Below are 23,248 nucleotides of genomic sequence, written 5' to 3'. Positions count from 1 at the left end.
ATGACTGGCGTTGTGGATAAGCGGGCAAAGGGTCCACAGGATGCTGAGAGCTTGTATTCATCCACAGCACAAGACGTACACGGGGTTCAGGTTTTCCCCAGCCCAGCGCTGACGGGGTCTGCATAGGCTTATCCACAGCGAAGGGCCTGCATATACATAAGCTCTATATCAGTCCTTTTAAAACTTTCTTCCCTATTGTTTATATTGGGTGTCTGCCAGGCCGGCTGATCATTTTTTGGCCAGAGCCCCCTTCTGCAAGCGACGTCCAGGCCTTATACTTGCCGGCTTTCCTTTGAATTCCTGCCAACAGGCACGAGGTGCGTGGTGGACTTTCCTTCCCGTTTCGACGTCATCGTGATCGGCGGCGGCCATGCCGGTACCGAAGCGGCCCTGGCGGCCGCTCGCATGGGTGTGCGCACCCTGCTGCTCACGCATAATGTGGAAACTCTCGGCCAGATGAGCTGCAACCCCGCCATCGGCGGCATCGGCAAGAGCCATCTGGTCAAGGAGATCGATGCCCTGGGCGGCGCCATGGCCGCGGCCACGGATCTCGCCGGCATCCAGTTCCGCATTCTCAACAGCCGCAAGGGACCTGCCGTACGCGCCACTCGCGCCCAGGCTGATCGCGTGCTGTACAAGGCGGCCATCCGCTACACGTTGGAAAATCAGCCGAACCTGTGGATATTCCAGCAGGCCTGCGACGACCTCATCGTCGAAGGCGATCGCGTCGCCGGCGTGATCACCCAGATGGGCCTGAAATTCCATGCCGACAACGTGGTGCTGACCGCCGGGACCTTCCTCGGTGGTCTTATCCACATCGGTCTGCAGAACCACAGCGGTGGACGAGCCGGGGACCCGCCGGCCATCGCCCTGGCCCAGCGCCTGCGTGAACTGCCGCTGCGGGTATCGCGACTGAAGACCGGCACGCCGCCGCGCATCGACGGCCGCTCGGTGGACTTCTCGGTGATGACCGAGCAGCCTGGCGACACTCCCTTGCCGGTGATGTCCTTCCTCGGCAATCGCGAGCAGCATCCGGCGCAGGTCAGCTGCTGGATCACCCACACCAATGCCCGCACCCACGACATCATCCGCGCCAACCTGGATCGTTCGCCCATGTACTCCGGCGTGATCGAAGGGGTAGGGCCGCGCTACTGTCCGTCCATCGAAGACAAGATCCACCGCTTCGCCGACAAGGACAGCCATCAGGTCTTCCTCGAGCCCGAGGGTCTGACCACCCACGAGCTCTATCCCAACGGCATCTCCACCTCGCTGCCCTTCGATGTGCAGCTCGAGGTGGTGCGCTCCATGCGTGGCATGGAGAACGCCCACATCCTGCGGCCCGGCTACGCCATCGAATACGACTTCTTCGATCCGCGGGATCTCAAGTACAGCCTGGAAACCAAGGTCATCGCCGGCCTATTCTTCGCAGGCCAGATCAATGGCACCACCGGCTACGAAGAAGCCGGCGCCCAGGGGCTGCTCGCCGGTGCCAACGCCGCGCTGCGCGCCCAGGGCCGCGATGCCTGGTGTCCGCGCCGCGACGAGGCCTACCTCGGCGTGCTGGTGGACGACCTCATCACCCTGGGCACCCAGGAGCCCTATCGGATGTTTACCTCGCGCGCCGAATACCGGCTGATCCTGCGCGAAGACAACGCCGACCTGCGCCTGACCGAGAAGGGTCGCGAGCTGGGCCTGGTGGACGATCAGCGCTGGGCGCTGTTCGAAGCCAAGCGCGAGGGCATCGCCCTGGAAGAGCAGCGCCTCAAGGCGACCTGGATCCGTCCGGGCACGCCCCAGGGCACGGCGGTGGCCGAACGCTTCGGCACCCCGCTCAACCACGAATACAACCTGCAGAATCTGCTGGCCCGCCCGGAGATCGACTACGCCGGCCTGATGGCCGCGGTGGGCGAAACGCCGGCCGAGACCCAGGTCGCCGAGCAGATCGAGATCAAGACCAAGTACGCCGGCTACATCGATCGCCAGCAGGACGAGATCCAGCGGCTGCGCGCCAGCGACGCCGTGGCGCTGCCCGCCGAGCTGGACTACGCCAGCATCTCCGGCCTGTCCAAGGAGATTCAGCACAAGCTGGCCCAGGCCCGCCCCGAAACCCTCGGTCAGGCCTCGCGCATTCCCGGGGTCACCCCGGCGGCGGTCTCGCTGCTGCTGATCCACCTGAAGAAGCGCAGCGCCGGTCGCAGCCTGGAGCACAGCGCCTGATGGCCAGCGCGATTCAAGCCAACGAACTGCGCCAAGGCGCCGAGACGCTCGGCGTGGCGCTGCCCGTCGCCGTGGAAGAGCGCCTGCTGGGCTACCTGGACCTGCTGGTCAAGTGGAACAAGGCCTACAACCTCACCGCGGTACGCGACCCCAACGAGATGGTCTCGCGGCACCTGCTGGACAGCCTCAGCATCGTCCCCTACGTGGGCGCCGGGCACTGGCTGGACGTGGGCAGCGGCGGCGGCATGCCGGGCATTCCCCTGGCGATCCTCTTTCCGGAGTCGCGCTTCACCCTGCTCGACAGCAACGGCAAGAAGACGCGCTTCCTGACCCAGGCCAGGATCGAGCTGGGCCTGACCAATCTCGAGGTGGTGCATGCCCGCGTCGAGGCCTACCAGCCCGCCGCGCCCTTCACCGGCATCGTCTCGCGGGCGTTCAGCGCCATCGACGACTTCGCCACCTGGACGCGCCACCTGGGCGACAACCAAACACAGTGGCTGGCGATGAAGGGGCTGCACCCCGACGACGAGCTGGCCAAGCTACCAGCGGATTTCCGGGTTGCGGCGGCGCACGTCCTCGCGGTTCCCGGTTGCCAAGGCCAGCGGCACTTGCTGATACTGCGCCGCACGAACGGAGAGGGGTAAGGCGGTACATGGCCAAGGTTTACGCGATAGCCAACCAGAAGGGCGGGGTGGGCAAGACCACGACGTGCATCAATCTCGCCGCTTCTCTGGCCGCCACCAACCGGCGCAAGGTGCTGCTGATCGACCTCGATCCCCAGGGTAACGCCACCATGGGCAGCGGGGTGGACAAGCATGCCCTGGAGCATTCGGTGCTGGACGTCCTCACCGGCGCCTGCGGCCTGCTCGACGCCATGCACTTTTCCGAGCACGGCGGCTACCAGCTGCTGCCCTCGAACCGCGACGTCACCGCCGCGGAAGTCGAGCTGCTGGAGATGAGCGGGCGCGAGAGCCGCCTGCGCGATGCCCTGGCCCCGGTGCGGGACAACTACGACTACGTGCTCATCGACTGCCCGCCGTCGCTGTCCATGCTGACCATCAACGGCCTGGTGGCCGCCGATGGCGTGATCATTCCCATGCAGTGCGAATACTTCGCCCTGGAAGGCCTGACCGATCTGATCGGCAGCATCCAGCACATCGCCCAGCGGCTGAATCCGCAGCTGAAGATCGAAGGGCTGCTGCGCACCATGTTCGATCCGCGCATCGGCCTGGCCAACGACGTCGCCGCCCAGCTCAAGCAGCACTTCGGCGACGAGCTCTACGAAACCATCATTCCGCGCAACGTCCGCCTGGCCGAAGCCCCCAGCTACGGCATGCCCGCGCTGGTCTACGACAAGAGCTCCAAGGGGGCCGCGGCCTATCTGGAGCTGGCCAGCGAGCTGGTCAAACGTCAGCGCAAGGCGGCTCGCGTCGCCAAGACTGCCTAAGGAATCCCCATGGCTGTGAAGAAACGAGGTCTGGGCCGCGGTCTCGACGCCCTGCTCGGCGGTGCCAGCGTCAAGGTCCTGCAGGAGCAGGCCGCCGCCACCCCGGTCAGCGAACTGCAATCGCTGCCGGTGGACATCATCCAGCGCGGCAAGTACCAGCCGCGCCGGCACATGGATCCGACCGCTCTGGAAGAGCTGGCCAACTCCATTCGCGTCCAAGGGCTGATGCAGCCCATCGTGGTGCGTGCCATCGGCGAAGGCCGTTACGAGATCATCGCCGGTGAACGCCGCTGGCGCGCCAGCCAGCAGGCCGGCCTGGACCGCATCCCCGCGCTGGTGCGCGATGTGCCCGACCAGGTGGCTATCGCCTTGGCGCTGATCGAGAACATCCAGCGGCAGAACCTCAATCCGCTGGAAGAGGCCATGGCCCTGCAGCGGTTGCAGGACGAATTCGAGCTGACCCAGGCCCAGGTGGCCGAAGCCGTCGGCAAGTCGCGCTCGGGCGTGACCAACCTGCTGCGCCTGCTGGCTCTGGCCGAAGAGGCCAAGGACCTGCTGGCCAGGGGCGAGCTGGAAATGGGCCATGCCCGCGCCTTGCTCGGCCTGCCCAAGGCCCGCCAGGCCGAAGGGGCGCGGCACGTTGTCGCACGGGGTCTCACCGTCCGCCAGACCGAGGCCCTGGTGCGCCAGTGGCTCAGCGGAACGGAGCCGGTGGAGAAGGCGCCTGCGGTGGATCCGGACATCAGCCGGCTGGAGCAGCGTCTGGCCGAGCGTTTGGGCGCCAACGTGCAGATTCGCCATGGCGAGAAGGGCAAGGGTCAACTGGTGATCCGCTATACCTCTTTGGACGAACTTCAAGGCGTACTGGCGCACATTCGCTGACACAAATGCCTTCCGGCAAGAAAGGCAATCTGTCCGGGGTGGCTTGAACCACCCCTGGCGCGCCCCTATACTTTGCCCGCTTTTTGTCGGCACAAAGCATGCCAGTGAAAACAACTATTATGCCGACACCAGAGGACTTCGAGCCGATGGACCGCCGCACGCCCAAACGCCTGCCCTTCCATCACCAGCCTGCCTTTCGCCTGCTGCTCGTCCAACTGGCTGTCGCGTCGTGTGCCGCCGTTGTCTTGTCTTGCTTCGTCGGTAAGGTCGCCGGTTATTCCGGATTGTTGGGCGGGCTGATTGCCTGGCTGCCCAATCTGTATTTTTCGTTCAAGGCGTTCCGCTATCGCGGCGCCCATGCCGCCCGAGACATCGTCCGTTCTTTCTACTCGGGCGAGGCGGGCAAACTGATTCTCACGGCAGTGCTCTTTGCACTGACGTTTGCCGGGGTAAAACCGCTTTCGGCTCCTGCACTGTTCGGCGTCTACCTGTTGACGCTGATGGTCAATGCCGGCGCGCCCCTGCTACTGAAAAAACCGACTAGACCTTAAGGCATTCGAGGCACACATGGCAGCAGACTCCGCTTCGGGCTACATCCAGCACCACCTGCAGAACCTGACCTATGGTATGCATCCGGTGAACGGCTGGAGCTTCGCCCACACCCCCGCTGAAGCTAAGGAAATGGGCTTCTGGGCCTTCCACGTGGACACCCTCGGCTGGTCGGTCGCTCTCGGCCTGATCTTCCTGGTGCTGTTCCGCAGCATCGCCAAGAAGGCCACCAGCGGTCAGCCCGGCGGCCTGCAGAACTTCGTTGAAGTGCTGGTGGAATTCGTCGACGGCAGCGTCCGTGACACCTTCCATGGCAAGAACGCCCTGATCGCGCCCCTGGCCCTGACCATCTTCGTCTGGATCTTCCTGATGAACCTGATGGACCTGGTGCCGGTGGACTGGCTGCCGTCCGTGGCCGGCATGCTGTTCGGCGAGCACACCTACTTCCGCGTGGTGCCCACCACCGACCCGAACGCCACCTTGGGCATGGCCCTGTCGGTGTTTGGCCTGATCATCTTCTACAGCATCAAGATGAAGGGTCTCGGCGGCTTCTTCGGCGAGCTGACCCTGCATCCCTTCAGCAGCAAGAACCCGCTGCTGCAGATCATCCTGATTCCGATCAACTTCCTGCTCGAATTCGTCACCCTGATCGCCAAGCCGATCTCGCTGGCGCTGCGACTGTTCGGCAACATGTATGCGGGCGAGCTGATCTTCATCCTGATCGCCATCATGTTCGCCAACGGTCTGGCACTGGGCGGTCTGGGTATCGTGCTGCAGTGGGCGTGGGCGGTGTTCCACATCCTCATCATCACCCTGCAGGCCTTCATCTTCATGATGCTGACCATCGTCTACCTGTCGATGGCGCACGAAGAAAGTCACTAAGGAATGGCCCCCGGGCGCTGCTGACGGCGTCCGGAGGCGGTTCTGCCGTGAGTCCCGGCGGGCCCTGTCCGCCGGGTAACTTGGGAAAACTTTTTCGCTTCAACCTTAACCAAGACGACTAAAAAAGTCGGGAGGAAAGATGGAAACTGTAGTTGGTTTGACCGCGATCGCCGTTGCTCTGCTGATTGGCCTGGGCGCTCTGGGTACCGCCATTGGCTTCGGTCTGCTGGGTGGCAAGTTCCTCGAAGGCGCCGCTCGTCAGCCGGAAATGGTTCCGATGCTGCAAGTCAAGATGTTCATCGTCGCCGGTCTGCTCGACGCCGTGACCATGATCGGTGTTGGTATCGCCCTGTTCTTCACCTTCGCTAACCCCTTCGTTGGTCAGATCGCCGGCTGATCACCCTCGCGGGTGTAGGCAGGACTGATGGACAACGAACGAGCGAGGTGTTGGCGTGAACATTAATGCAACCCTGATAGGCCAGTCCGTTGCCTTCTTCATCTTCGTGCTCTTCTGCATGAAGTACGTGTGGCCGCCGATCATCTCGGCGCTGCGTGAGCGTGAGAAGAAGATTGCCGATGGCCTTGACGCTGCCAACCGCGCGGCTCGTGATCTGGAAGTGGCACAGCAGCAAGCCAACCAGAAAGTGAACGAAGCCAAGGGTCAAGCAGCCGAGATCATCGAGCAAGCCAACAAGCGTGCCGCTCAGATCGTCGAGGACGCACAGGCCAAGGCCCGTGCCGAAGGCGACCGGATCAAGGCGCAGGCTCAGGCGGAAATCGAGCAGGAAATCAACACCGCGAAGGACGCTCTGCGTGCTCGCGTCGGTGTGCTGGCCGTGGCCGGCGCCGAGAAGATCCTCGGATCGACCGTTGATGCCAATGCTCATGCCCAGTTGGTCGACCGACTGGCAGCGGAAATCTAAGCGAGGCCACCAATGGCAGAACTGAACACGCTGGCCCGGCCCTATGCCAAGGCGGCTTTCGAGTTCGCACAGTCCCAGCAGCAGTTGACCCAATGGTCGGCCGCGCTAGGGCTGCTCGCCGCGGTATCCCAAGATGGGACCGTGCGCCAGCTGCTTCAGCAGCCGCAGTTGACTGCGGACGCCAAGGCCGGATTGCTCATCGACGTATGTGGCGATCAGCTGGATGCACAGTCCCAGAACTTCGTTCGGACCGTGGCAGAAAACGACCGGATCGACCTGTTCCCGGCCATCGCCGAGATTTACGAGGCGTACAAGGCCGAGCAGGAAAAATCCATTGAGGCGGAAGTCACCAGTGCTTTCGCCTTGAGCGACGAACAGCAAGACAAACTCGCCAAGGCTCTCAGCGCAAGGCTAGGTCGACAAGTGCGACTAAATGCATCCGAGGATGCGAGCCTGATCGGTGGTGTGGTAATCCGCGCCGGCGACTTGGTAATCGATGGCTCCGTTCGCGGCAAGCTCGCGCAACTGGCCGAAGCGTTGAAACCTTGAGTTTGAAGGGGCAGTAGCATGCAGCAACTCAATCCTTCCGAAATTAGTGAAATCATCAAGGGTCGCATCGAGAAACTCGACGTGACCTCGCAAGCCCGCAACGAAGGCACCATCGTCAGCGTGTCTGACGGTATCGTGCGGATCTTCGGTCTGGCCGACGTCATGTACGGCGAAATGATCGAATTCCCCGGCGGCATCTACGGCATGGCGCTGAACCTGGAGCAGGACTCCGTCGGCGCCGTGGTCCTGGGTAGCTACCTGGGTCTGGCCGAAGGCATGAGCGCCAAGTGCACCGGCCGCATCCTGGAAGTCCCGGTTGGTCCGGAACTGCTGGGTCGCGTCGTCGACGCCCTGGGCAACCCCATCGATGGCAAGGGTCCGCTGAACGCCAGCGCTACCGACGCCGTCGAGAAGGTCGCACCGGGCGTGATCTGGCGTCAGTCGGTCGACCAGCCGGTGCAGACCGGCTACAAGGCCGTCGATGCCATGATCCCGGTAGGCCGCGGTCAGCGCGAGCTGATCATCGGTGACCGTCAGATCGGCAAGACCGCCATGGCGATCGATGCCATCATCAACCAGAAGAACAGCGGCATCCGCTGCGTCTACGTCGCCATTGGTCAGAAGCAGTCGACCATCGCCAACGTGGTGCGCAAGCTGGAAGAGAACGGCGCTCTGCACAACACCATCGTGGTGGCAGCCAGTGCGTCCGAATCGGCGGCCCTGCAGTTCCTGGCACCCTACTCGGGTTGCACCATGGGCGAATACTTCCGCGACCGCGGTGAAGACGCCCTGATCGTCTATGACGATCTGTCCAAGCAGGCCGTGGCCTATCGCCAGATCTCCCTGCTGCTGCGTCGTCCGCCGGGCCGTGAAGCCTATCCCGGCGACGTGTTCTATCTCCACAGCCGTCTGCTCGAGCGCGCCTCCCGCGTCTCCGCCGACTATGTCGAGAAGTTCACCAACGGCGCCGTGACCGGCAAGACCGGCTCGCTGACCGCACTGCCGATCATCGAGACCCAGGCCGGCGACGTGTCCGCCTTCGTTCCGACCAACGTGATCTCCATCACCGACGGCCAGATCTTCCTGGAAGCCGGCCTGTTCAACTCGGGCATCCGCCCGGCGGTCAACGCCGGTGTCTCGGTATCCCGTGTGGGTGGTGCGGCCCAGACCAAGATCATCAAGAAGCTGTCCGGCGGTATCCGTACCGCGCTGGCCCAGTACCGTGAACTGGCGGCCTTCGCCCAGTTCGCCTCGGATCTGGACGAAGCCACCCGCAAGCAGCTCGAGCATGGTCAGCGCGTCACCGAGCTGATGAAGCAGAAGCAGTACGCGCCCATGTCCATCGCTGAGATGTCCCTGAGCCTGTACGCCGCCGAGCGTGGTTTCCTGAGCGATGTGTCCCTGGACAAGATCGGTAGCTTCGAGCAGGCCCTGATCGCCTACTTCAACCGCGATCACGCCGACCTGATGGCCAAGATCAACGTGAAGGGCGACTTCAACGACGAGATCGACGCCGGCATCAAGGCGGGAATCGAGAAGTTCAAGGCCACGCAAACCTGGTAAGCCGCGACGGGGGCGCCAGCCCCCGTTTGCCAACCCGATAGGTGTCACATGGCAGGCGCAAAAGAGATTCGCGGCAAGATCGCGAGCATCAAAAGCACACAGAAGATCACCAGCGCCATGGAAAAGGTTGCGGTCAGCAAGATGCGTAAGGCTCAGGCCCGCATGGCTGCCAGCAAGCCTTATGCCGAGCGCATCCGCGCTGTGATCGGCCACCTGGCCAACGCCAACCCCGAGTACCGCCATGCCTTCATGGTGGAACGCGAGGTCAAGCGCGTCGGTTACATCGTGGTCAGCTCCGATCGGGGTCTGGCCGGTGGTCTGAACACCAACCTGTTCAAGGCTCTGGTCCGCGACATGAGCGACCAGCGCGGCAAGGGTGTGGAAATCGATCTGGCGGTGATCGGGGCCAAGGGTGCCTCCTTCTTCCGCAGCTTCGGCGGCAACGTGGTCGCGGCCATCAGCCACCTCGGCGAAGCCCCGGCGATCGGCGATCTGATCGGCAGCATCAAGGTGATGCTGGATGCCTACCTGAACGGCCGTATCGACCGTCTGTACGTGGTGTCCAACGTCTTCGTCAACACCATGACCCAGAAGCCGACCATCCAGCAGCTGGTGCCCCTGGTACCGGCCGAGGGCGGTGAGCTGCAAGGCAAGCATTGGGACTACCTCTACGAGCCCGACGCCAAGACCCTGCTCGACGGTCTGCTGGTGCGCTACGTGGAATCCCAGGTGTACCAGGCCGTGGTCGAGAACGCTGCCAGCGAACAGGCCGCGCGGATGATCGCGATGAAGAACGCCACCGACAACGCCGGCGATCTCATCAAGGAGCTGCAGCTGGTCTACAACAAGGCTCGCCAGGCTGCGATCACCCAAGAAATTTCGGAAATCGTCGGCGGCGCCGCCGCGGTCTGACGGACAGCTTAAACATTCGAGGAACGCGAAATGAGTAGCGGACGTATCGTACAAATCATCGGCGCCGTGATCGACGTGGAATTCCCGCGCGACGCGGTACCGCGCGTCTTTGACGCCCTCAAGGTGCAGGGTGCCGAAACCACCCTGGAAGTCCAGCAGCAGCTGGGCGACGGCGTGGTCCGTACCATCGCCATGGGTAGCACCGAAGGCCTCAAGCGCGGCCTGAACGTGGGCAACACCGGCGAGGCCATCAAGGTCCCGGTCGGCGTTAAGACCCTCGGCCGCATCATGGACGTCCTGGGCAACCCCATCGACGAAGCCGGCCCCATCGGCGAGGAAGAGCGCTGGGAAATCCACCGCAAGGCCCCGTCCTATGCAGAGCAGGCCGGTGGTAACGACCTGCTGGAAACCGGCATCAAGGTCATCGACTTGGTCTGCCCCTTCGCCAAGGGCGGCAAGGTCGGCCTGTTCGGCGGCGCCGGTGTGGGCAAGACCGTCAACATGATGGAGCTCATCCGTAACATCGCCATCGAGCACAGCGGTTATTCCGTGTTCGCCGGCGTGGGCGAGCGTACCCGTGAAGGGAACGACTTCTACCACGAGATGAAGGACTCCAACGTTCTGGACAAGGTCGCCCTGGTCTATGGCCAGATGAACGAGCCGCCGGGCAACCGTCTGCGCGTGGCCCTGACCGGTCTGACCATGGCCGAGAAATTCCGTGACGAAGGCCGTGACGTCCTGCTGTTCGTCGACAACATCTACCGCTACACCCTGGCCGGTACCGAAGTGTCCGCGCTGCTGGGTCGTATGCCGTCCGCGGTGGGCTACCAGCCGACCCTGGCCGAGGAGATGGGTGTCCTGCAGGAGCGCATCACCTCCACCAAGCTGGGTTCGATCACCTCCGTCCAGGCCGTCTACGTCCCTGCGGATGACTTGACCGACCCGTCCCCGGCGACCACCTTCGCCCACCTGGACGCCACCGTGGTTCTGTCCCGTGACATCGCCTCCCTGGGTATCTACCCGGCGGTCGATCCCCTGGACTCCACCTCGCGCCAGCTGGACCCGAACGTGATCGGCCAGGAGCACTACGACACCGCTCGCGGCGTCCAGTACGTGCTGCAGCGCTACAAGGAGCTGAAGGACATCATCGCGATCCTGGGCATGGACGAACTGTCCGAGTCCGACAAGCAGCTGGTTTCCCGCGCTCGTAAGATCCAGCGCTTCCTGTCCCAGCCGTTCTTCGTGGCCGAAGTCTTCACCGGTTCGCCCGGCAAGTACGTGTCCCTCAAGGACACCATCGCCGGCTTCTCCGGGATCCTGCGTGGCGACTACGATCACCTGCCCGAGCAGGCGTTCTACATGGTCGGCAGCATCGACGAAGCCATCGAGAAAGCCAAGAAACTGTAACTGCCGCGCCCGGCGACGGGCGCTCTTAGAGGCACGCTATGGCCAAGACAGTCCAATGCGACATCGTCAGCGCGGAAGGGGAAATCTTCTCCGGCGCGGTGGAGATGATCATCGCCCACGGCCACCTGGGTGATCTGGGTATCGCCCCGGGCCATGCGCCGCTGCTCACCGATCTGAAACCGGGCCCCATCCGCCTGGTCAAGGCCGGGGGCGCCGAGGAGGTGTTCTACATCTCCGGCGGTTTTCTGGAAGTGCAGCCGAATGTCGTCGAAGTGCTGGCCGATACCGCCAGCCGCGCCGGTGACATCGACGAAGCTGCCGCTCTGGAAGCCAAGCAGCGCGCCGAGGCAGCACTGAGCGACAAGGGCACGGAGTTCGACTACACCGCCGCCGCCACTCAGCTCGCCGAAGCCGCCGCCCAGCTGCGCACCATCCAGCAGCTCAAGCGGCAGGCCAAGCGCTAAGCGCAAGGTCAGGCTGTAACGACAAGGGTAGCTTCGGCTACCCTTTTCTTTTGTCGTCCGAAAAGTGGGCGAGAAATTTCGCGTGGTCGGACTTGGAAGGCGCCTGTCGCCTTCGGTCGCCGGCTCGTCTCTTCCTCCTGTCTCCGAGGTTCCGATGTCCCTGGAAATCGTCATCCTGGCTGCTGGCCAGGGCACCCGCATGAGATCCGCTCTACCCAAGGTGCTGCATCCCGTGGCCGGTCGCAGCATGCTGGGGCATGTCCTCGACCGTGCCCGTGAGCTGCAGCCGGCCGGCATCCACGTCGTCATCGGCCATGGCGCCGACCAGGTTCGCAGCCAGCTGGCCGCCGACGACGTCAGCTTCGTGGTCCAGGCCGAGCAGCTGGGCACCGGCCATGCCGTCGCCCAGGCGGCGCCGGCGCTGACGGCGGAGCGGGTGCTGATCCTCTATGGCGATGTACCCCTGATCCAGACCGAGACCCTGCAGCGCCTGCTGCAGCAGGTGGATGACAGCCATCTGGCGCTGCTGACCGTGGAGCTGGACGATCCCACCGGCTATGGCCGCATTCTGCGCGATGAGCAGGGGCGGGTAACCGCCATCGTCGAGCACAAGGACGCCAGCGACGCCCAGCGCGCCATCCGCGAAGGCAATACCGGCATCCTCGCGGTACCCGGTCGGCGGCTGGCGGACTGGCTGGGTCGCCTGTCCAACAGCAACGCCCAGGGCGAGTACTACCTGACCGACGTCATCGCCCTCGCGGTGGCGGACGGCCTGACCATCGCCACCAGCCAGCCGGCGGACGCCATGGAAGTGCAGGGCGCCAACGATCGTCGGCAACTGGCCCAGCTGGAGCGGCACTTCCAGCAGCGCGCCGCCGAGCGCCTGATGCTGCAGGGCGTGACCCTGCTGGATCCCCTGCGTTTCGATCAGCGTGGCCAGGTCGAGGCGGGTCGCGACGTCTCCATCGACGTCAACGTCATTCTCGAAGGTCGGGTGGTGCTGGAAGACGGCGTGAGCATCGGTCCGAATTGCGTGATCAAGGACAGCGTGCTCAAGCGCGGCGCCATCATCAAGGCCAACAGTCATCTGGACGGCGCCGTGGTCGGGGAGGGCGCCGACGTCGGTCCCTTCGCCCGTCTGCGCCCGGGCAGCGAACTGGGCAGCAAGGCCCATGTGGGCAACTTCGTCGAACTGAAGAACGCTCATCTGCAGGACGGCGCCAAGGCCGGTCACCTGACCTATCTGGGCGATGCCAGCATCGGTGCCGGCAGCAACATAGGTGCAGGCACCATCACCTGCAACTATGACGGCGCCAACAAGTTTCGAACCGAAATCGGCGCGGATGTCTTCGTGGGTTCCAACAGCTCGCTGGTGGCGCCGGTCAGCCTGGGCGCCGGCGCGACCACGGCGGCAGGCTCGGTCATCACGGCGGACGTGCCGGCTGATACCCTGGCGCTGGGGCGGGCGCGGCAGGTCAACAAGACCGGCTGGCAGCGACCGAAGAAGGCCCCCAAGGCTTGACGCCGGCCTGCTATTAGGTTTTGATTCGATCCATTATCTTTCGAATCGAAATCTATGACCCGTCGCAACACCGCCCAGCGTCGCCATGCCATCCTTGCCCAGCTCCAGGAGCAGGGCGAGGTCAGCGTGGACGAACTGGCCCGCCAGCTGGAGACCTCCGAGGTCACCATCCGCAAGGACCTGGCCGCCCTCGAGCGCAATGGGCTGCTGCTGCGCCGCTACGGCGGTGCGATGGCCATGCCCCAGGAGCTGCTGGCCGAGGCTCCGCCCCAGGCATCGCCCTTCAAGCAGGCCATCGCCCGGGCCGCGGCGCGGCGCCTGCGCGAACATGCACGGATCATCGTCGACTGCGGCAGCACCACGGCGGCGCTGATCCCGCAACTCGATCGTCGTCCCGGCCTGGTGGTGATGACCAATTCCCTGCAGGTGGCCACCGCCCTGCGTGAGCTGGAACAGGAACCCATGCTGCTGATGACCGGCGGCACCTGGGATCCGCACTCGGAATCCTTCCAGGGGCAGGTCGCCGAGCAGGTACTCAGATCCTATGACTTCGACCAGCTGTTCATCGGCGCCGACGGCCTCGATCCGGAGCGCGGCACCACCACCTTCAACGAACATCTGTCGCTGTCGCGGGTGATGGCGGAGGTGGCGCGCGAGGTGGTGGTCATGGCCGAGGCGAGCAAGCTGGGCAGGCGAATTCCCAATCTGGAACTACCTTGGGAAAGGGTGGACGTGCTCATCACCGATGAGCGACTGCCCGCCGAGGCGGCCCGGGCGATCGAAACCCAGGGGGTGCAGGTCATCTGCGCCCCGGTGGATAACTAGACAATCAGGTCATCCACAGCCGGCCCCGTCGGGTCGTTGTGGATAAGACAGGCAAGGGGAGGTAAGCATGTGTGGAATCGTCGGCGCCATTGCCGAGCGTAACATCACCGCCATTCTGGTCGAGGGTCTCAAGCGCCTGGAATACCGTGGCTACGACAGCGCCGGCCTGGCCCTGCTGGATGCCCAGGGCGAGTTGCAGCGCCTGCGCCGCATCGGCAAGGTCAGCGAACTGGAAGCGGCCCTGTTGGCCGATCCCCTGGCCGGTCGCCTGGGCATCGCCCACACCCGCTGGGCGACCCATGGTGCGCCCACCGAAGCCAATGCCCACCCGCATTTCTCCCAGGGTGACGTGGCGGTGGTGCACAACGGCATCATCGAGAACCACGAGGCCCTGCGCGCCCAGCTCAAGGCCCAGGGCTATGTCTTCACCTCCCAGACCGACACCGAGGTCATCGTCCATCTGCTGCACCTGAAGCTGCAGGACAGCGGCGACCTGACCACGGCGCTGAAGGCGGCGGTCAAGGAGTTGCACGGCGCCTATGGCCTGGCGGCGGTCTGGCGCCAGCAGCCGGATCGCCTGGTGGCGACCCGCAGCGGCAGTCCCCTGGTCATCGGCCTGGGTCTGGGCGAGAACTACCTGGCCTCCGACCAGCTGGCGCTGCGTCAGGTGACCGATCGCTTCGTCTACCTGGAAGAGGGTGACGTGGCCGAGATCCGCCTGGATCAGATCACGCTCTGGGACATGAGCGGCGCGCCGGTCCAGCGCGAGACGGTGCAGTACCACGAAGGCAGCGAGGCCGCCGACAAGGGCGCCTATCGCCACTTCATGCTCAAGGAGATCCACGAGCAGCCCAGTGTGGTCCAGCGCACCCTGGAAGGCCGTCTGGGTGACGGTCAGGTCTTGCCCGAGGCCTTCGGTCCGGCGGCATCCGAGTTGTTCGCCAAGGTCCGCCAGGTCCAGATCGTCGCCTGCGGCACCAGCTTCCATGCCGGTTCGGTGGCGCGCTACTGGATCGAGGAATACGTCGGCATCCCCTGCCAGGTGGAGGTGGCCAGCGAATTCCGCTATCGCCGCGTCGCCGTCAGCCCGGACACCCTGTTCGTCACCATCTCCCAGTCGGGCGAGACCGCCGATACCCTGGCCGCGCTGCGCATGGCCAAGCAATCCGGCTATCTGAGCAGCCTGGCCATCTGCAACGTGGCGACCAGCTCCCTGGTGCGCGAATCCCAGCTGAGCTTCCTGACCCAGGCCGGTCCCGAGATCGGTGTGGCCTCGACCAAGGCCTTTACCACCCAGCTGGTTTCGCTGCTCCTGCTGACCCTGAGTCTGGGTCGCTGCCAGCAGCGTCTGGCTGCCGCCGTCGAAGCCGAGCTGGTGGCCGAATTGCGCCGGCTGCCGGCACGGCTGGACGAAGCCCTGGCCATGGACAAGACCGTGGAAAAGCTGGCGGAATCCTTTGCCGAGAAGCACCACACCCTGTTCCTGGGGCGTGGCGAGCAGTACCCGGTGGCCATGGAGGGTGCGCTCAAGCTCAAGGAGATCTCCTACATCCACGCCGAGGCCTATCCGGCCGGTGAGCTCAAGCACGGTCCGCTGGCGCTGGTGGATGCCGACATGCCGGTGGTGACGGTGGCGCCCAACAACGAGCTGCTGGAAAAGCTCAAGTCCAACCTGCAGGAGGTGCGCGCCCGTGGCGGTCAGCTGATCGTCTTCGCCGACGAGCGTGCCGGCTTCGAGGAAGGCGAAGGCACCCGCATCGTGCCCATGCCGCACATCCACGATGCGCTGTCGCCGATCCTCTACACCATCCCGCTGCAGCTGCTGTCCTACCACGTCGCCGTGTTCAAGGGCACCGACGTGGACCAGCCACGCAACCTGGCCAAGTCGGTGACCGTGGAATAACGGGTTCCACGTGGAACCTCAGGGCACGCGCCAGCTGCCCTGATTCTGCTGCCGGCAGGCGACGGCCAGGAAGCGGCCGTCGCCGGGCTCGCCGTAGTAGTGGATATCCTGTCGATAGGGCACGCCCGGACTGCGGGCGCCCTGGCAGATGCCGATCTCGCCGACCGGACAGCGGTCGACGAAGCGGACCTCGGTCTGCTGGTCCTTGAGCTGCGGCTGGCAGAAGCCGTCGCGAAACAGCTGGGCGGGGATGTCGATATTGCTCTGGCAGACCTGCACGTCCACACTGCCCTGACGACTGCGGATCACGCAGGCATCGGCGAGCGCCAGTGACGGCAACAGCAGCAGAGGCATCAGCAATCGCCACATTCCAGCCCATCTCCCTGATGAAATCGCCACTCTAGCATTCGACCCTCCCGCCATGCGCCTCGCCGATATCAAGACCCATGTGATCGCCGGCCCTCTGGGCGCCGGCAAGACCACCCTGATCCGCCAGCTGTTCGCCCAGCGCCCCGCCCACGAGCGCTGGGCGATCCTGGTCAACGAATTCGGCCAGGTCGGACTCGACGCGGCGCTCATGACCCGGGACGACGATGGCCTGGCGATCGCCGAGGTCCCGGGTGGCTGCCTGTGCTGCGTCCAGGGCGTGCCCCTGCAGGTAGCCCTCACCCGACTGCTCAGACGGGCACGACCGCAGCGGCTGTTCATCGAGCCTTCCGGCCTCGGCCATCCCGCCAGTCTCTATCGGCAACTCCAGGCGCCGCCCTGGACCGGGGTGCTGAGTCTGCAACCGCTGATCTGGGTGGTGGATGCCAGGCAACTGCTGGAGGGCCAGCCCTTGCCGGACGCCCAGCAGCAGGCGCTGGGCCAGGCCGGCCTGATCGTGCTCAACAAGAGCGCGGGCCTGGAGCGGGCAGGCTTGCCGGCGCAGTTGGGCGATCGGCCGCTGTACTGGACCGAAGGCGGGCGGATCGCCCTGGCCGACCTGCCCCTGGCCGACGGTGAAACCTCGAGCGACGGCGAGTTGCCCGAGCCCGAGTCGGCGTCCGCTCCGCAGGCGCTGTTGCTGCCCGGACGCCCGCTGCGCTTCAGCCATACCCTGGAGGGCCACCACGCCGTCGGTTGGCGCTGGCATCCCAGCCAAAGCTTCGACGGCCCGGCATTGCTGGCGCTGCTGGGCGGTCTCCCCGGGCTGCTCAGGCTGAAGGCGGTGCTGCAGCTGGCGGAGGGCTGGCAGGCCTACAACGGTCTGGCCGGGCAGGGCGCCTGGGAGCCGACCCTGTGGCGACGCGACAACCGGCTGGAGTTGATCCTGGAGGAGAAGCCGGATCTAGAGGCCCTCGAAAAAGCGCTGGGCGGGACCATTCGCGACATTTGAGGTTGCCAAATTTGTTCAGCTAATGATAATGATTATTAAATTTACTTCCTCTGCGTATTGCTCCCATGGCTCCGACGTCTCTTGCCAAGCCTGAACCTCTCGTAGTCGCTGCGCATACCGATGGCGATGAGCTGGAATCCGTCCAGGGACCCGTCAGGGCCGCCCAGGCAAGCGATGTGGAGCCCGTTGCAGGGGTCAATGCCAAGCGTGGCGAACCCTCGGCCACCATCCTGTCGTTCCGCATGCCCGAGCGTAACGAAGAGATCCTGACCCCGGTACTGACCCCGGTCGGCGCTGCGGAACCGGGCGAGCAGCCACCCCGGGGTCGCGGCTGGGGGGCCGCCTCGGCGCTGTCGCTGATCATGCACGCCAGCATGGCCGCGGCGCTGTTCCTGGTGGTCCAGGCACCACCGGAGCTGAAGATCGCCAAGGGCGACGAACCCATGCAGGTCAGCTTCATCCAGTTGCCCAAGCCGGTACCCGAGCCGCCCGCGCCGACTCCCGCACCGCCCGCGCCACCGCCGCCGCAACCCGAACCGCCGCCACCGGAGCCGCCCAAGCCCGCGGAGCCGCCGAAACCGGTGGAGCCACCCAAACCGGTGGTGGAAAAGCCCAAACCCAAGCCGAAGCCCAAGCCGGTCGAGCACAGCCAGCAGAAGCCGCTGCCGAAAAAGGTCGAGCCCGCGCCGGAGCCGGTGGCTCAGGCCGCACCGGCGCCGGCCCCCGCGCCTGCGGCCACGGCTGCGCCCAGTCAGCCGGCGCCGGCCGCCGCACCGTCCGGTCCGCCGAAGACCGCCGGCCTGCCCACCGGCAGCATCGACGACGCCGACATCCGACCGATCAAGATGACGCCGCCGGAGTATCCGGAAATGCTGCGTCGTCGCGGTGTGGGTGGCGAGGTGCGGGTGATGTTCACCGTGACCGCCGACGGTCGACTGGCCGATATCCAGGTGCTGGAAGCCTCCAACAAGCAACTGGAGCGCGCGGTGCTCGAGGTGCTGGGCGAATGGCGCTTCGCCCCCCGGGTCTCCGGCGGCCAGATCGTCCCGCGCAAGGCCACCAAGACCTTCAACTTCAAGATCCAGCGCCGCTAGGTCGCTAGGCGGCGGAGCCCCTGGGCTCCGCCTCGGACTCCCCGGGCCGCTCCAGGCCCAGATAGCGGAACATGCCAAGGGCGATCTCGCGTTCGCCCATGATCACCTCGTCCACGCCATGACGCTCCAGATGGCGGATCTCGTCTTCGTGATGGGCGCGGGCGAGGATAGGCAGTTCCGGCGCCAGCTCGCGGGCCCGGCGCGCGATCTCGGCGGCCTCGAAGCCGTTGGGAATCGCCAGCAGCAGGGCCCGCGCCTCCTCGAGCTTGGCCCGTGCCAGCACCTTGTCCTGGGTCGCGTTGCCGAGGATCGCCTTGAATCCCTGCTGGCGTAGCGCCGTGACGTGTTCCGGTTCGTCCGAGATCACGATCAGCGGCGGATCCTCGCGATCCAGGCGATCGCAGAGATAGCGGCCCACCCGTCCATAGCCCACCAGCACCAGGTGACCCCGTTGCGCCACTGACTCGGGCTCGTCGTCCAGCTCTGGCGCATGCTTGCCCTTGGCATTGATCAGCCGGCGGCCTTCGCGACGCTCCATCCAGGGCTGCAGCAGGTCGATGCCGTGAAACAGCAGCGGATTGAGGATGATGGAGATGATGGCGGCGGCCAGGATGAGGTCGTGAGCGCCCTGGTCGAGCAGTTTCAGCGACAGGCCGAGGCTGGCGAGGATAAAGGAGAATTCGCCGATCTGCGCCAGGCTGGCGGCGATGGTCAGGGCCACGCTCAAGGGGCGGCGATAGGCCAGGACGATCAGGGTCGCGGCGATGGACTTGCCAAAGACGATCACCGCCACCGTGGCCAGCACCGCCAGGGGTTGTTCCAGCAGGATCTCCGGATCGAACAGGCAACCCACGGAAAAGAAGAACAGCACGGCGAAGGCTTCGCGCAGCGGTAGCGAATTCTCCGCCGCGTCGTGGCTGAGTTCCGATTCGTTGAGCACCACGCCGGCAAAGAAGGCGCCCAGGGCGAAGGACACCCCGAACAGCGACGCCGAGCCATAGGCGATGCCCATGGCGATGGCCAGGGTCGCCAGGGTGAAGAGTTCGCGCGAACCGGTACGGACCACCCGGGCCAGCAGCCAGGGGATGACGCGCCGGCCCACCAGCAGCATCAGCGCGATGAAGGCGCCGACCTTGAGCGCGGTGAGGCCCAGCTCCAGCCCCAGGCTCTGGCCCGATTCTTCGCCGCTGTCACCACCCAGCGGCCCGGCGAGTGCCGGCAGTACCACCAGGGCCAGCACCATCAGCAGGTCTTCCACGATCAGCCAGCCCACGGCGATGCGACCACGTCGGCTTTCCACCATCTGGCGTTCTTCCAGGGCCCGCAGCAATACCACGGTACTGGCCACCGACAGCGACAACCCGAACACCAGGCCGCTACCCAGCCCCCAGCCCAGGAAGTGGCTCACCCCCATGCCCATCAGGGTGGCGGCGGCGATCTGCACGATGGCGCCGGGGATGGCAATGCGTTTGACCGCCAGCAGATCCTTGATGGAAAAGTGCAGACCCACGCCGAACATCAGCAGGATGACGCCGATTTCGGTCAGCTCCTTGGACAGTTCGGGATCGGCGACGAAGCCGGGCGTGAAGGGGCCGGCCGCGACCCCGGCGAGCAGATAGCCGGCGATGGGCGGCAGGCGCAGACGGGTGGCGAGGATGCCGAAGGCAAAGGCCAGGACCAGGCCGATCGCCAGGGTGGATATCAGAGGGGTGTCATGGGACATGCTGGCTCCAAGGACTTGGATTGCCAGATCCTGGAGCCGCTGCCGTCGAACGACGGCGACCTAGCCGGCAAAACTCAAAAGGTTTCCTTGAGTGCCTGATAGCGCTCTTGAAGTTCCCGACGGATCTGCCGGCGCTGCTGGGCCTGCACACAGCGTCGCTTCTCGTCGGCGGTCACGGGTTCCAGCTGGGGCACGGGGCAGGATTTGCCGTTCTCGTCCACCGCCACCATGGTGAAGAAGCAACTGTTGGTGTGGCGCACCGAACGCTGCTGGATGTTCTCGGTGATGACCTTGACGCCGATTTCCATGGAGGTGGTCCCGGTGTAGTTCACCGAGGCGAGAAAGGTCACCAGTTCGCCGACATGCACCGGTTCGCGAAAGATCACCTGATCCACCGAGAGGGTCACCACATAGCGTCCGGCATAGCGGCTGGCGCAGGCGTAGGCCACTTCGTCGAGGTGCTTGAGCAGGGCGCCGCCGTGGACATTGCCGGAAAAGTTGGCCAGGTCCGGGGTCATCAGGATGGTCATGCTCAACTGGTGGTTGCCGGCTTCCATGGGCGAATCCTCGAGGGGGAAATCCTGTAGACGGCGCACCGGCGCCGTCTGTCACAGCCGTCAACGGCCGGCGGACAGCCCGAAGTCGATGGGCAGGTCGGCGCCAGAAATGGCCGCCGCCTGGGGCTGGCAGAGGAAGTAGACGAATTCGGCCACCTCTTCCGGCTGGATGAAGCGCGCGGTTTCGCCCTGGGGATAGCGATTGAGCAGGTTGCGGCGATAGCCGGCCGGATCGCCACTGCCATAGTGGGCGGCCTGGAAGTCCAGCATGGGGGTGTCGATGTCCCCTGGCGAGACGGCATTGACCCGCACCCCATCGCGCGCCAGTTCCACCGCCAGATTCTGGCTGAAGAAGCGCACCGCGGCCTTGGCCGCGCCATAGGCCGCCGCGCCGGCGATGGGCTGGCGTCCGGCGCCGCTGGCGACGTTGATGATGACGCCGCGATTTTCCTTGAGGAAGGGGATGGCCGCCGAGCACATGAAGAAGGTGGCCTTGAGATTGACCGCCATCACCAGGTCGTAGTCGTCCTCGGTAAAGGTCTCGACCTCGCCTTCGCGCCAGATGCCCGCCGCGTTGATCAGGGCATCCAGACGCCCGGTACGGGCCATGACCTTGCTGACCAGGGAACGGCAGCCCTCGGCGCTGGAGATATCGGCGGTCACGCTGGAATCCAGGCCGACGATGCCGTTGAGGCCATGCAGGCCCTCGGCATCGCGGTCGGCGGCGGCGACGCGCCAGCGACTCTGGGCGAAGCGTTGCGCCAGGGCGCGGCCGAGGCCGCCCGCGGCACCGGTGATCAGGACGACGGGAGTGCTCATGACGCATCCTCCGTAAGTGATGGCCTTATCCAGACCCATGCGCAGCGGGGTCGTTCAGTAGCGGGCCGGTCAGCTTTCCAGCCAGACGTCGCGCGCCCAGACCCAGACCGAATCCCAGGATTCGTCGGTCAGGTCGCCATCTTCCCACAACAGTACCTCGCCTTCCTGGCTGACGCAGTAGTAGCCGTCGTCGCTGGCGCAGAGGGGAATGTACTCGCGCGGCAGGCCTTCGTCCCAGGCGGTGGCGGCCACTTCCGGCAGGTAGGTATGGGACTGGGGATCGGTGACGGTCACCGGCTCGATGCGGCCATAGACCACGTCGCTGACGGTCAGCAGGAATTCGCGGAATTCCGGCGGCAGGCTGATGAGCAGCTCTTCCTCGATCTCGACCAGCAGGTCTTCGTCGGGCAGCTCCAGGGGTACGGGAACGGGTTCGTTTTCTTCACGCAGGCGTTCGATGACGTCTTCCATAGCAGGCCTCTCTCGAAATGCGCACCGGATAAAGGGAAAAGAGGCGCGCAAGGTTAGCAGTTCAGTCCGGGATAACGGCAGCTTCCGTACGGACTTGATAGCGGTTTCGAGAGATGTTCGGCAGGCGGCGCCCATGAAAAAGCCCGGCTTAGAGCCGGGCTTTTCGGTGACGCGCCCTTATCAGGCGTTCTGGCGGATACCGGCCAGCAGCCAGGGCTGGTTCTCGCCGGCCATGCGCTCCATGCGCCAGCTTTCGCTGAACGGCTGGCCCTGGTCGAAGCGCGATTCCTTGGATACACCGTTGAAGGTGATGGTGGCGATGGTCTTGCCCTGCAGATCCTCGACACCGTCGAGGGTGGCGTTCAGGTTCTCGATGTAGGTGGACTGGAAGCCCTCGCCCAGCGCGGCGCGCTCGTCACGCAGCCACTGCAGCATCTGCGGGGTGACGAACTCGGAGATCTTGTCCATCTCGTTGGCGTCCCAGTGCTGCTGCAGGTTCATGAAGTGCTCGCGACCGGCGGCCACGAAGCGCTCGGCATTGAACCAGCTCGGTGCGTTGATCACCGGCGCGGCGCCAGCGGCGGCACCGCCGAACAGACCGCCATTGTTGGGCTGGTTGGGCATCTCGCGCTGCATCGGCGCATGACCGGCGATGGCGGGCTGCGGACCGGCCTGCTGCTTGCGACGGGCGATCAGGCGGAAGATCACGAAGGCGATGAGCGCCAGGATCAGGAAGTCGAAGAACTGGAAGCCTTCGAAGCCGTCACCCATGAACATGGAGGCGAGCAGACCACCGGCGGCGATACCGGCCAGCGGGCCGAGCCAGCGCGAGGCGCCACTCGGACGGGCAGCGGCGGCGGCGCCAGCACCGGCGGCAGGCGAAGCCATGCCCGGCTGCTGGGTTGGCGCGGCCTGGCGGGTCTGGTGAATGGGCGCGGCGCCAGCGGACTTGCCGGCGCCCATGCGTTTGGCATTGGCATCCAGGCTGAGCGTGAGGCCCAGGCACAGGATCATGAAGAAGCTCATCAGGCGTTGCATGTGGTGTTCTCTCTGTGAAGAGTCTGGTGTTGGATACATCTTGCGCTGCCCGGTCAAGTACAGCCAGCGTGAATTGTTTCGGTATTTTGCCCTGTCGGCGTTACCTGGAAGCAGGCCGCCAAG

The 23,248-nt window shown here is 65.0% G+C and carries 24 protein-coding genes; 18 read left to right on the top strand and 6 right to left on the bottom strand.

Annotated elements, in window-relative coordinates:
- Positions 1-324: 324 nt before the first annotated feature.
- The 16 genes from mnmG (at position 325) to glmS (ending at position 16,045) form a co-directional block, all read left to right on the top strand.
- Positions 325-2,217, top strand: coding sequence for a tRNA uridine-5-carboxymethylaminomethyl(34) synthesis enzyme MnmG (gene mnmG / locus PSK12I2_RS0112840; protein WP_027598721.1), 1,893 nt, complete (start codon positions 325-327; stop codon positions 2,215-2,217).
- Complete coding sequence (rsmG, locus tag PSK12I2_RS0112835; protein WP_027598720.1) at positions 2,217-2,861, top strand: 16S rRNA (guanine(527)-N(7))-methyltransferase RsmG; 645 nt, start codon at positions 2,217-2,219, stop codon at positions 2,859-2,861. Before mnmG ends, rsmG begins: the two co-directional genes overlap by 1 nt.
- A gap of 8 nt (positions 2,862-2,869) precedes the next feature.
- Positions 2,870-3,664: a ParA family protein gene (locus PSK12I2_RS0112830; protein ID WP_007160127.1), complete on the top strand. Its 795-nt coding sequence runs from the start codon at positions 2,870-2,872 to the stop codon at positions 3,662-3,664.
- Between the two features lie 9 nt (positions 3,665-3,673).
- A complete protein-coding gene (locus tag PSK12I2_RS0112825) occupies positions 3,674-4,546 on the top strand; it encodes a ParB/RepB/Spo0J family partition protein (protein WP_027598719.1) in 873 nt (290 codons plus the stop codon).
- 146 nt (positions 4,547-4,692) lie between these two features.
- Complete coding sequence (locus tag PSK12I2_RS0112820; RefSeq protein ID WP_037006585.1) at positions 4,693-5,097, top strand: F0F1 ATP synthase subunit I; 405 nt, start codon at positions 4,693-4,695, stop codon at positions 5,095-5,097.
- Between the two features lie 16 nt (positions 5,098-5,113).
- A complete protein-coding gene (gene atpB / locus PSK12I2_RS0112815; protein ID WP_007160124.1) occupies positions 5,114-5,977 on the top strand; it encodes a F0F1 ATP synthase subunit A in 864 nt (287 codons plus the stop codon).
- A gap of 139 nt (positions 5,978-6,116) precedes the next feature.
- Positions 6,117-6,374 (top strand): F0F1 ATP synthase subunit C, encoded by a 258-nt coding sequence (gene atpE / locus PSK12I2_RS0112810; RefSeq protein ID WP_003097235.1) that lies wholly within the window; start codon positions 6,117-6,119, stop codon positions 6,372-6,374.
- A gap of 55 nt (positions 6,375-6,429) precedes the next feature.
- A complete protein-coding gene (locus PSK12I2_RS0112805) occupies positions 6,430-6,900 on the top strand; it encodes a F0F1 ATP synthase subunit B (protein ID WP_007160122.1) in 471 nt (156 codons plus the stop codon).
- A 12-nt stretch (positions 6,901-6,912) separates the two neighbouring features.
- On the top strand, positions 6,913-7,449 hold the full coding sequence (locus PSK12I2_RS0112800; RefSeq protein WP_027598717.1) for a F0F1 ATP synthase subunit delta: 537 nt from the start codon (positions 6,913-6,915) through the stop codon (positions 7,447-7,449).
- A gap of 18 nt (positions 7,450-7,467) precedes the next feature.
- Positions 7,468-9,012 (top strand): F0F1 ATP synthase subunit alpha, encoded by a 1,545-nt coding sequence (atpA, locus tag PSK12I2_RS0112795; RefSeq protein WP_007160120.1) that lies wholly within the window; start codon positions 7,468-7,470, stop codon positions 9,010-9,012.
- Positions 9,013-9,060: 48 nt separating this feature from the next.
- The gene (atpG, locus tag PSK12I2_RS0112790; protein WP_007160119.1) at positions 9,061-9,924 is read left to right on the top strand and encodes a F0F1 ATP synthase subunit gamma; all 864 of its coding nucleotides are present in this window, start codon (positions 9,061-9,063) and stop codon (positions 9,922-9,924) included.
- A gap of 30 nt (positions 9,925-9,954) precedes the next feature.
- Positions 9,955-11,331, top strand: a complete 1,377-nt coding sequence (gene atpD, locus PSK12I2_RS0112785) for a F0F1 ATP synthase subunit beta (RefSeq protein ID WP_007160118.1) — start codon at positions 9,955-9,957, stop codon at positions 11,329-11,331.
- A gap of 38 nt (positions 11,332-11,369) precedes the next feature.
- Positions 11,370-11,795 carry a F0F1 ATP synthase subunit epsilon gene (locus tag PSK12I2_RS0112780; protein ID WP_007160117.1) on the top strand — a complete coding sequence of 142 codons (426 nt, stop codon included), beginning with the start codon at positions 11,370-11,372 and terminating at the stop codon, positions 11,793-11,795.
- Positions 11,796-11,949: 154 nt separating this feature from the next.
- On the top strand, positions 11,950-13,317 hold the full coding sequence (gene glmU / locus PSK12I2_RS0112775) for a bifunctional UDP-N-acetylglucosamine diphosphorylase/glucosamine-1-phosphate N-acetyltransferase GlmU (RefSeq protein ID WP_027598716.1): 1,368 nt from the start codon (positions 11,950-11,952) through the stop codon (positions 13,315-13,317).
- A 54-nt stretch (positions 13,318-13,371) separates the two neighbouring features.
- A complete protein-coding gene (locus PSK12I2_RS0112770) occupies positions 13,372-14,142 on the top strand; it encodes a DeoR/GlpR family DNA-binding transcription regulator (protein ID WP_027598715.1) in 771 nt (256 codons plus the stop codon).
- A 67-nt stretch (positions 14,143-14,209) separates the two neighbouring features.
- Entirely contained in the window at positions 14,210-16,045 is a 1,836-nt protein-coding gene (glmS, locus tag PSK12I2_RS0112765; protein ID WP_027598714.1) for a glutamine--fructose-6-phosphate transaminase (isomerizing), read from the top strand.
- Between the two features lie 18 nt (positions 16,046-16,063).
- On the opposite strand, the gene PSK12I2_RS0112760 is transcribed toward glmS, so the two are convergent.
- Positions 16,064-16,399 (bottom strand): NADH:ubiquinone oxidoreductase, encoded by a 336-nt coding sequence (locus tag PSK12I2_RS0112760; protein WP_223855391.1) that lies wholly within the window; start codon positions 16,397-16,399, stop codon positions 16,064-16,066.
- A gap of 67 nt (positions 16,400-16,466) precedes the next feature.
- On the opposite strand from PSK12I2_RS0112760, the gene PSK12I2_RS0112755 reads away from it, so the two are divergent.
- Positions 16,467-17,423, top strand: coding sequence for a CobW-like GTP-binding protein (locus PSK12I2_RS0112755; RefSeq protein ID WP_027598712.1), 957 nt, complete (start codon positions 16,467-16,469; stop codon positions 17,421-17,423).
- Positions 17,424-17,599: 176 nt separating this feature from the next.
- On the top strand, positions 17,600-18,517 hold the full coding sequence (locus tag PSK12I2_RS0112750) for an energy transducer TonB (protein WP_027598711.1): 918 nt from the start codon (positions 17,600-17,602) through the stop codon (positions 18,515-18,517).
- A 4-nt stretch (positions 18,518-18,521) separates the two neighbouring features.
- On the opposite strand, the gene ybaL is transcribed toward PSK12I2_RS0112750, so the two are convergent.
- The 5 genes from ybaL to PSK12I2_RS0112725 form a co-directional block, all read right to left on the bottom strand.
- Positions 18,522-20,240, bottom strand: a complete 1,719-nt coding sequence (gene ybaL, locus PSK12I2_RS23955; protein ID WP_037007706.1) for a YbaL family putative K(+) efflux transporter — start codon at positions 20,238-20,240, stop codon at positions 18,522-18,524.
- A gap of 74 nt (positions 20,241-20,314) precedes the next feature.
- Entirely contained in the window at positions 20,315-20,797 is a 483-nt protein-coding gene (locus PSK12I2_RS0112740; protein WP_007160109.1) for an acyl-CoA thioesterase, read from the bottom strand.
- Between the two features lie 60 nt (positions 20,798-20,857).
- Positions 20,858-21,616 carry an SDR family NAD(P)-dependent oxidoreductase gene (locus tag PSK12I2_RS0112735; RefSeq protein ID WP_027598710.1) on the bottom strand — a complete coding sequence of 253 codons (759 nt, stop codon included), beginning with the start codon at positions 21,614-21,616 and terminating at the stop codon, positions 20,858-20,860.
- A 69-nt stretch (positions 21,617-21,685) separates the two neighbouring features.
- Positions 21,686-22,087, bottom strand: coding sequence for an SMI1/KNR4 family protein (locus tag PSK12I2_RS0112730; RefSeq protein ID WP_007160107.1), 402 nt, complete (start codon positions 22,085-22,087; stop codon positions 21,686-21,688).
- Positions 22,088-22,267: 180 nt separating this feature from the next.
- Positions 22,268-23,125, bottom strand: a complete 858-nt coding sequence (locus PSK12I2_RS0112725) for a Tim44 domain-containing protein (protein ID WP_027598709.1) — start codon at positions 23,123-23,125, stop codon at positions 22,268-22,270.
- Positions 23,126-23,248 lie beyond the last annotated feature (123 nt).

Origin of the sequence: Pseudomonas sp. MOIL14HWK12:I2, from assembly GCF_000510745.1 — a bacterium.
GTDB classification, from domain to species: Bacteria; Pseudomonadota; Gammaproteobacteria; order Pseudomonadales; family Pseudomonadaceae; genus Chryseomonas; species Chryseomonas oryzihabitans.
The sequence above is the reverse complement of the archived record's forward strand: the minus strand, read 5'-3'. Positions and strand labels throughout refer to the sequence as shown.

What these genes read in the sequence shown, in the direction of transcription:
- rsmG (WP_027598720.1), top strand. Translation starts at nt 2,217, where the DNA reads ATGGCCAGCGCGATTCAAGCCAACGAACTGCGCCAAGGCGCCGAGACG.
- PSK12I2_RS0112830 (WP_007160127.1), top strand. Translation starts at nt 2,870, where the DNA reads ATGGCCAAGGTTTACGCGATAGCCAACCAGAAGGGCGGGGTGGGCAAG.
- PSK12I2_RS0112825 (WP_027598719.1), top strand. Translation starts at nt 3,674, where the DNA reads ATGGCTGTGAAGAAACGAGGTCTGGGCCGCGGTCTCGACGCCCTGCTC.
- PSK12I2_RS0112820 (WP_037006585.1), top strand. Translation starts at nt 4,693, where the DNA reads ATGGACCGCCGCACGCCCAAACGCCTGCCCTTCCATCACCAGCCTGCC.
- atpB (WP_007160124.1), top strand. Translation starts at nt 5,114, where the DNA reads ATGGCAGCAGACTCCGCTTCGGGCTACATCCAGCACCACCTGCAGAAC.
- atpE (WP_003097235.1), top strand. Translation starts at nt 6,117, where the DNA reads ATGGAAACTGTAGTTGGTTTGACCGCGATCGCCGTTGCTCTGCTGATT.
- PSK12I2_RS0112800 (WP_027598717.1), top strand. Translation starts at nt 6,913, where the DNA reads ATGGCAGAACTGAACACGCTGGCCCGGCCCTATGCCAAGGCGGCTTTC.
- atpA (WP_007160120.1), top strand. Translation starts at nt 7,468, where the DNA reads ATGCAGCAACTCAATCCTTCCGAAATTAGTGAAATCATCAAGGGTCGC.
- atpG (WP_007160119.1), top strand. Translation starts at nt 9,061, where the DNA reads ATGGCAGGCGCAAAAGAGATTCGCGGCAAGATCGCGAGCATCAAAAGC.
- atpD (WP_007160118.1), top strand. Translation starts at nt 9,955, where the DNA reads ATGAGTAGCGGACGTATCGTACAAATCATCGGCGCCGTGATCGACGTG.
- PSK12I2_RS0112780 (WP_007160117.1), top strand. Translation starts at nt 11,370, where the DNA reads ATGGCCAAGACAGTCCAATGCGACATCGTCAGCGCGGAAGGGGAAATC.
- glmU (WP_027598716.1), top strand. Translation starts at nt 11,950, where the DNA reads ATGTCCCTGGAAATCGTCATCCTGGCTGCTGGCCAGGGCACCCGCATG.
- PSK12I2_RS0112770 (WP_027598715.1), top strand. Translation starts at nt 13,372, where the DNA reads ATGACCCGTCGCAACACCGCCCAGCGTCGCCATGCCATCCTTGCCCAG.
- glmS (WP_027598714.1), top strand. Translation starts at nt 14,210, where the DNA reads ATGTGTGGAATCGTCGGCGCCATTGCCGAGCGTAACATCACCGCCATT.
- PSK12I2_RS0112760 (WP_223855391.1), bottom strand. Translation starts at nt 16,399, where the DNA reads ATGCCTCTGCTGCTGTTGCCGTCACTGGCGCTCGCCGATGCCTGCGTG.
- PSK12I2_RS0112755 (WP_027598712.1), top strand. Translation starts at nt 16,467, where the DNA reads ATGCGCCTCGCCGATATCAAGACCCATGTGATCGCCGGCCCTCTGGGC.
- ybaL (WP_037007706.1), bottom strand. Translation starts at nt 20,240, where the DNA reads ATGTCCCATGACACCCCTCTGATATCCACCCTGGCGATCGGCCTGGTC.
- PSK12I2_RS0112740 (WP_007160109.1), bottom strand. Translation starts at nt 20,797, where the DNA reads ATGGAAGCCGGCAACCACCAGTTGAGCATGACCATCCTGATGACCCCG.
- PSK12I2_RS0112735 (WP_027598710.1), bottom strand. Translation starts at nt 21,616, where the DNA reads ATGAGCACTCCCGTCGTCCTGATCACCGGTGCCGCGGGCGGCCTCGGC.
- PSK12I2_RS0112730 (WP_007160107.1), bottom strand. Translation starts at nt 22,087, where the DNA reads ATGGAAGACGTCATCGAACGCCTGCGTGAAGAAAACGAACCCGTTCCC.
- PSK12I2_RS0112725 (WP_027598709.1), bottom strand. Translation starts at nt 23,125, where the DNA reads ATGCAACGCCTGATGAGCTTCTTCATGATCCTGTGCCTGGGCCTCACG.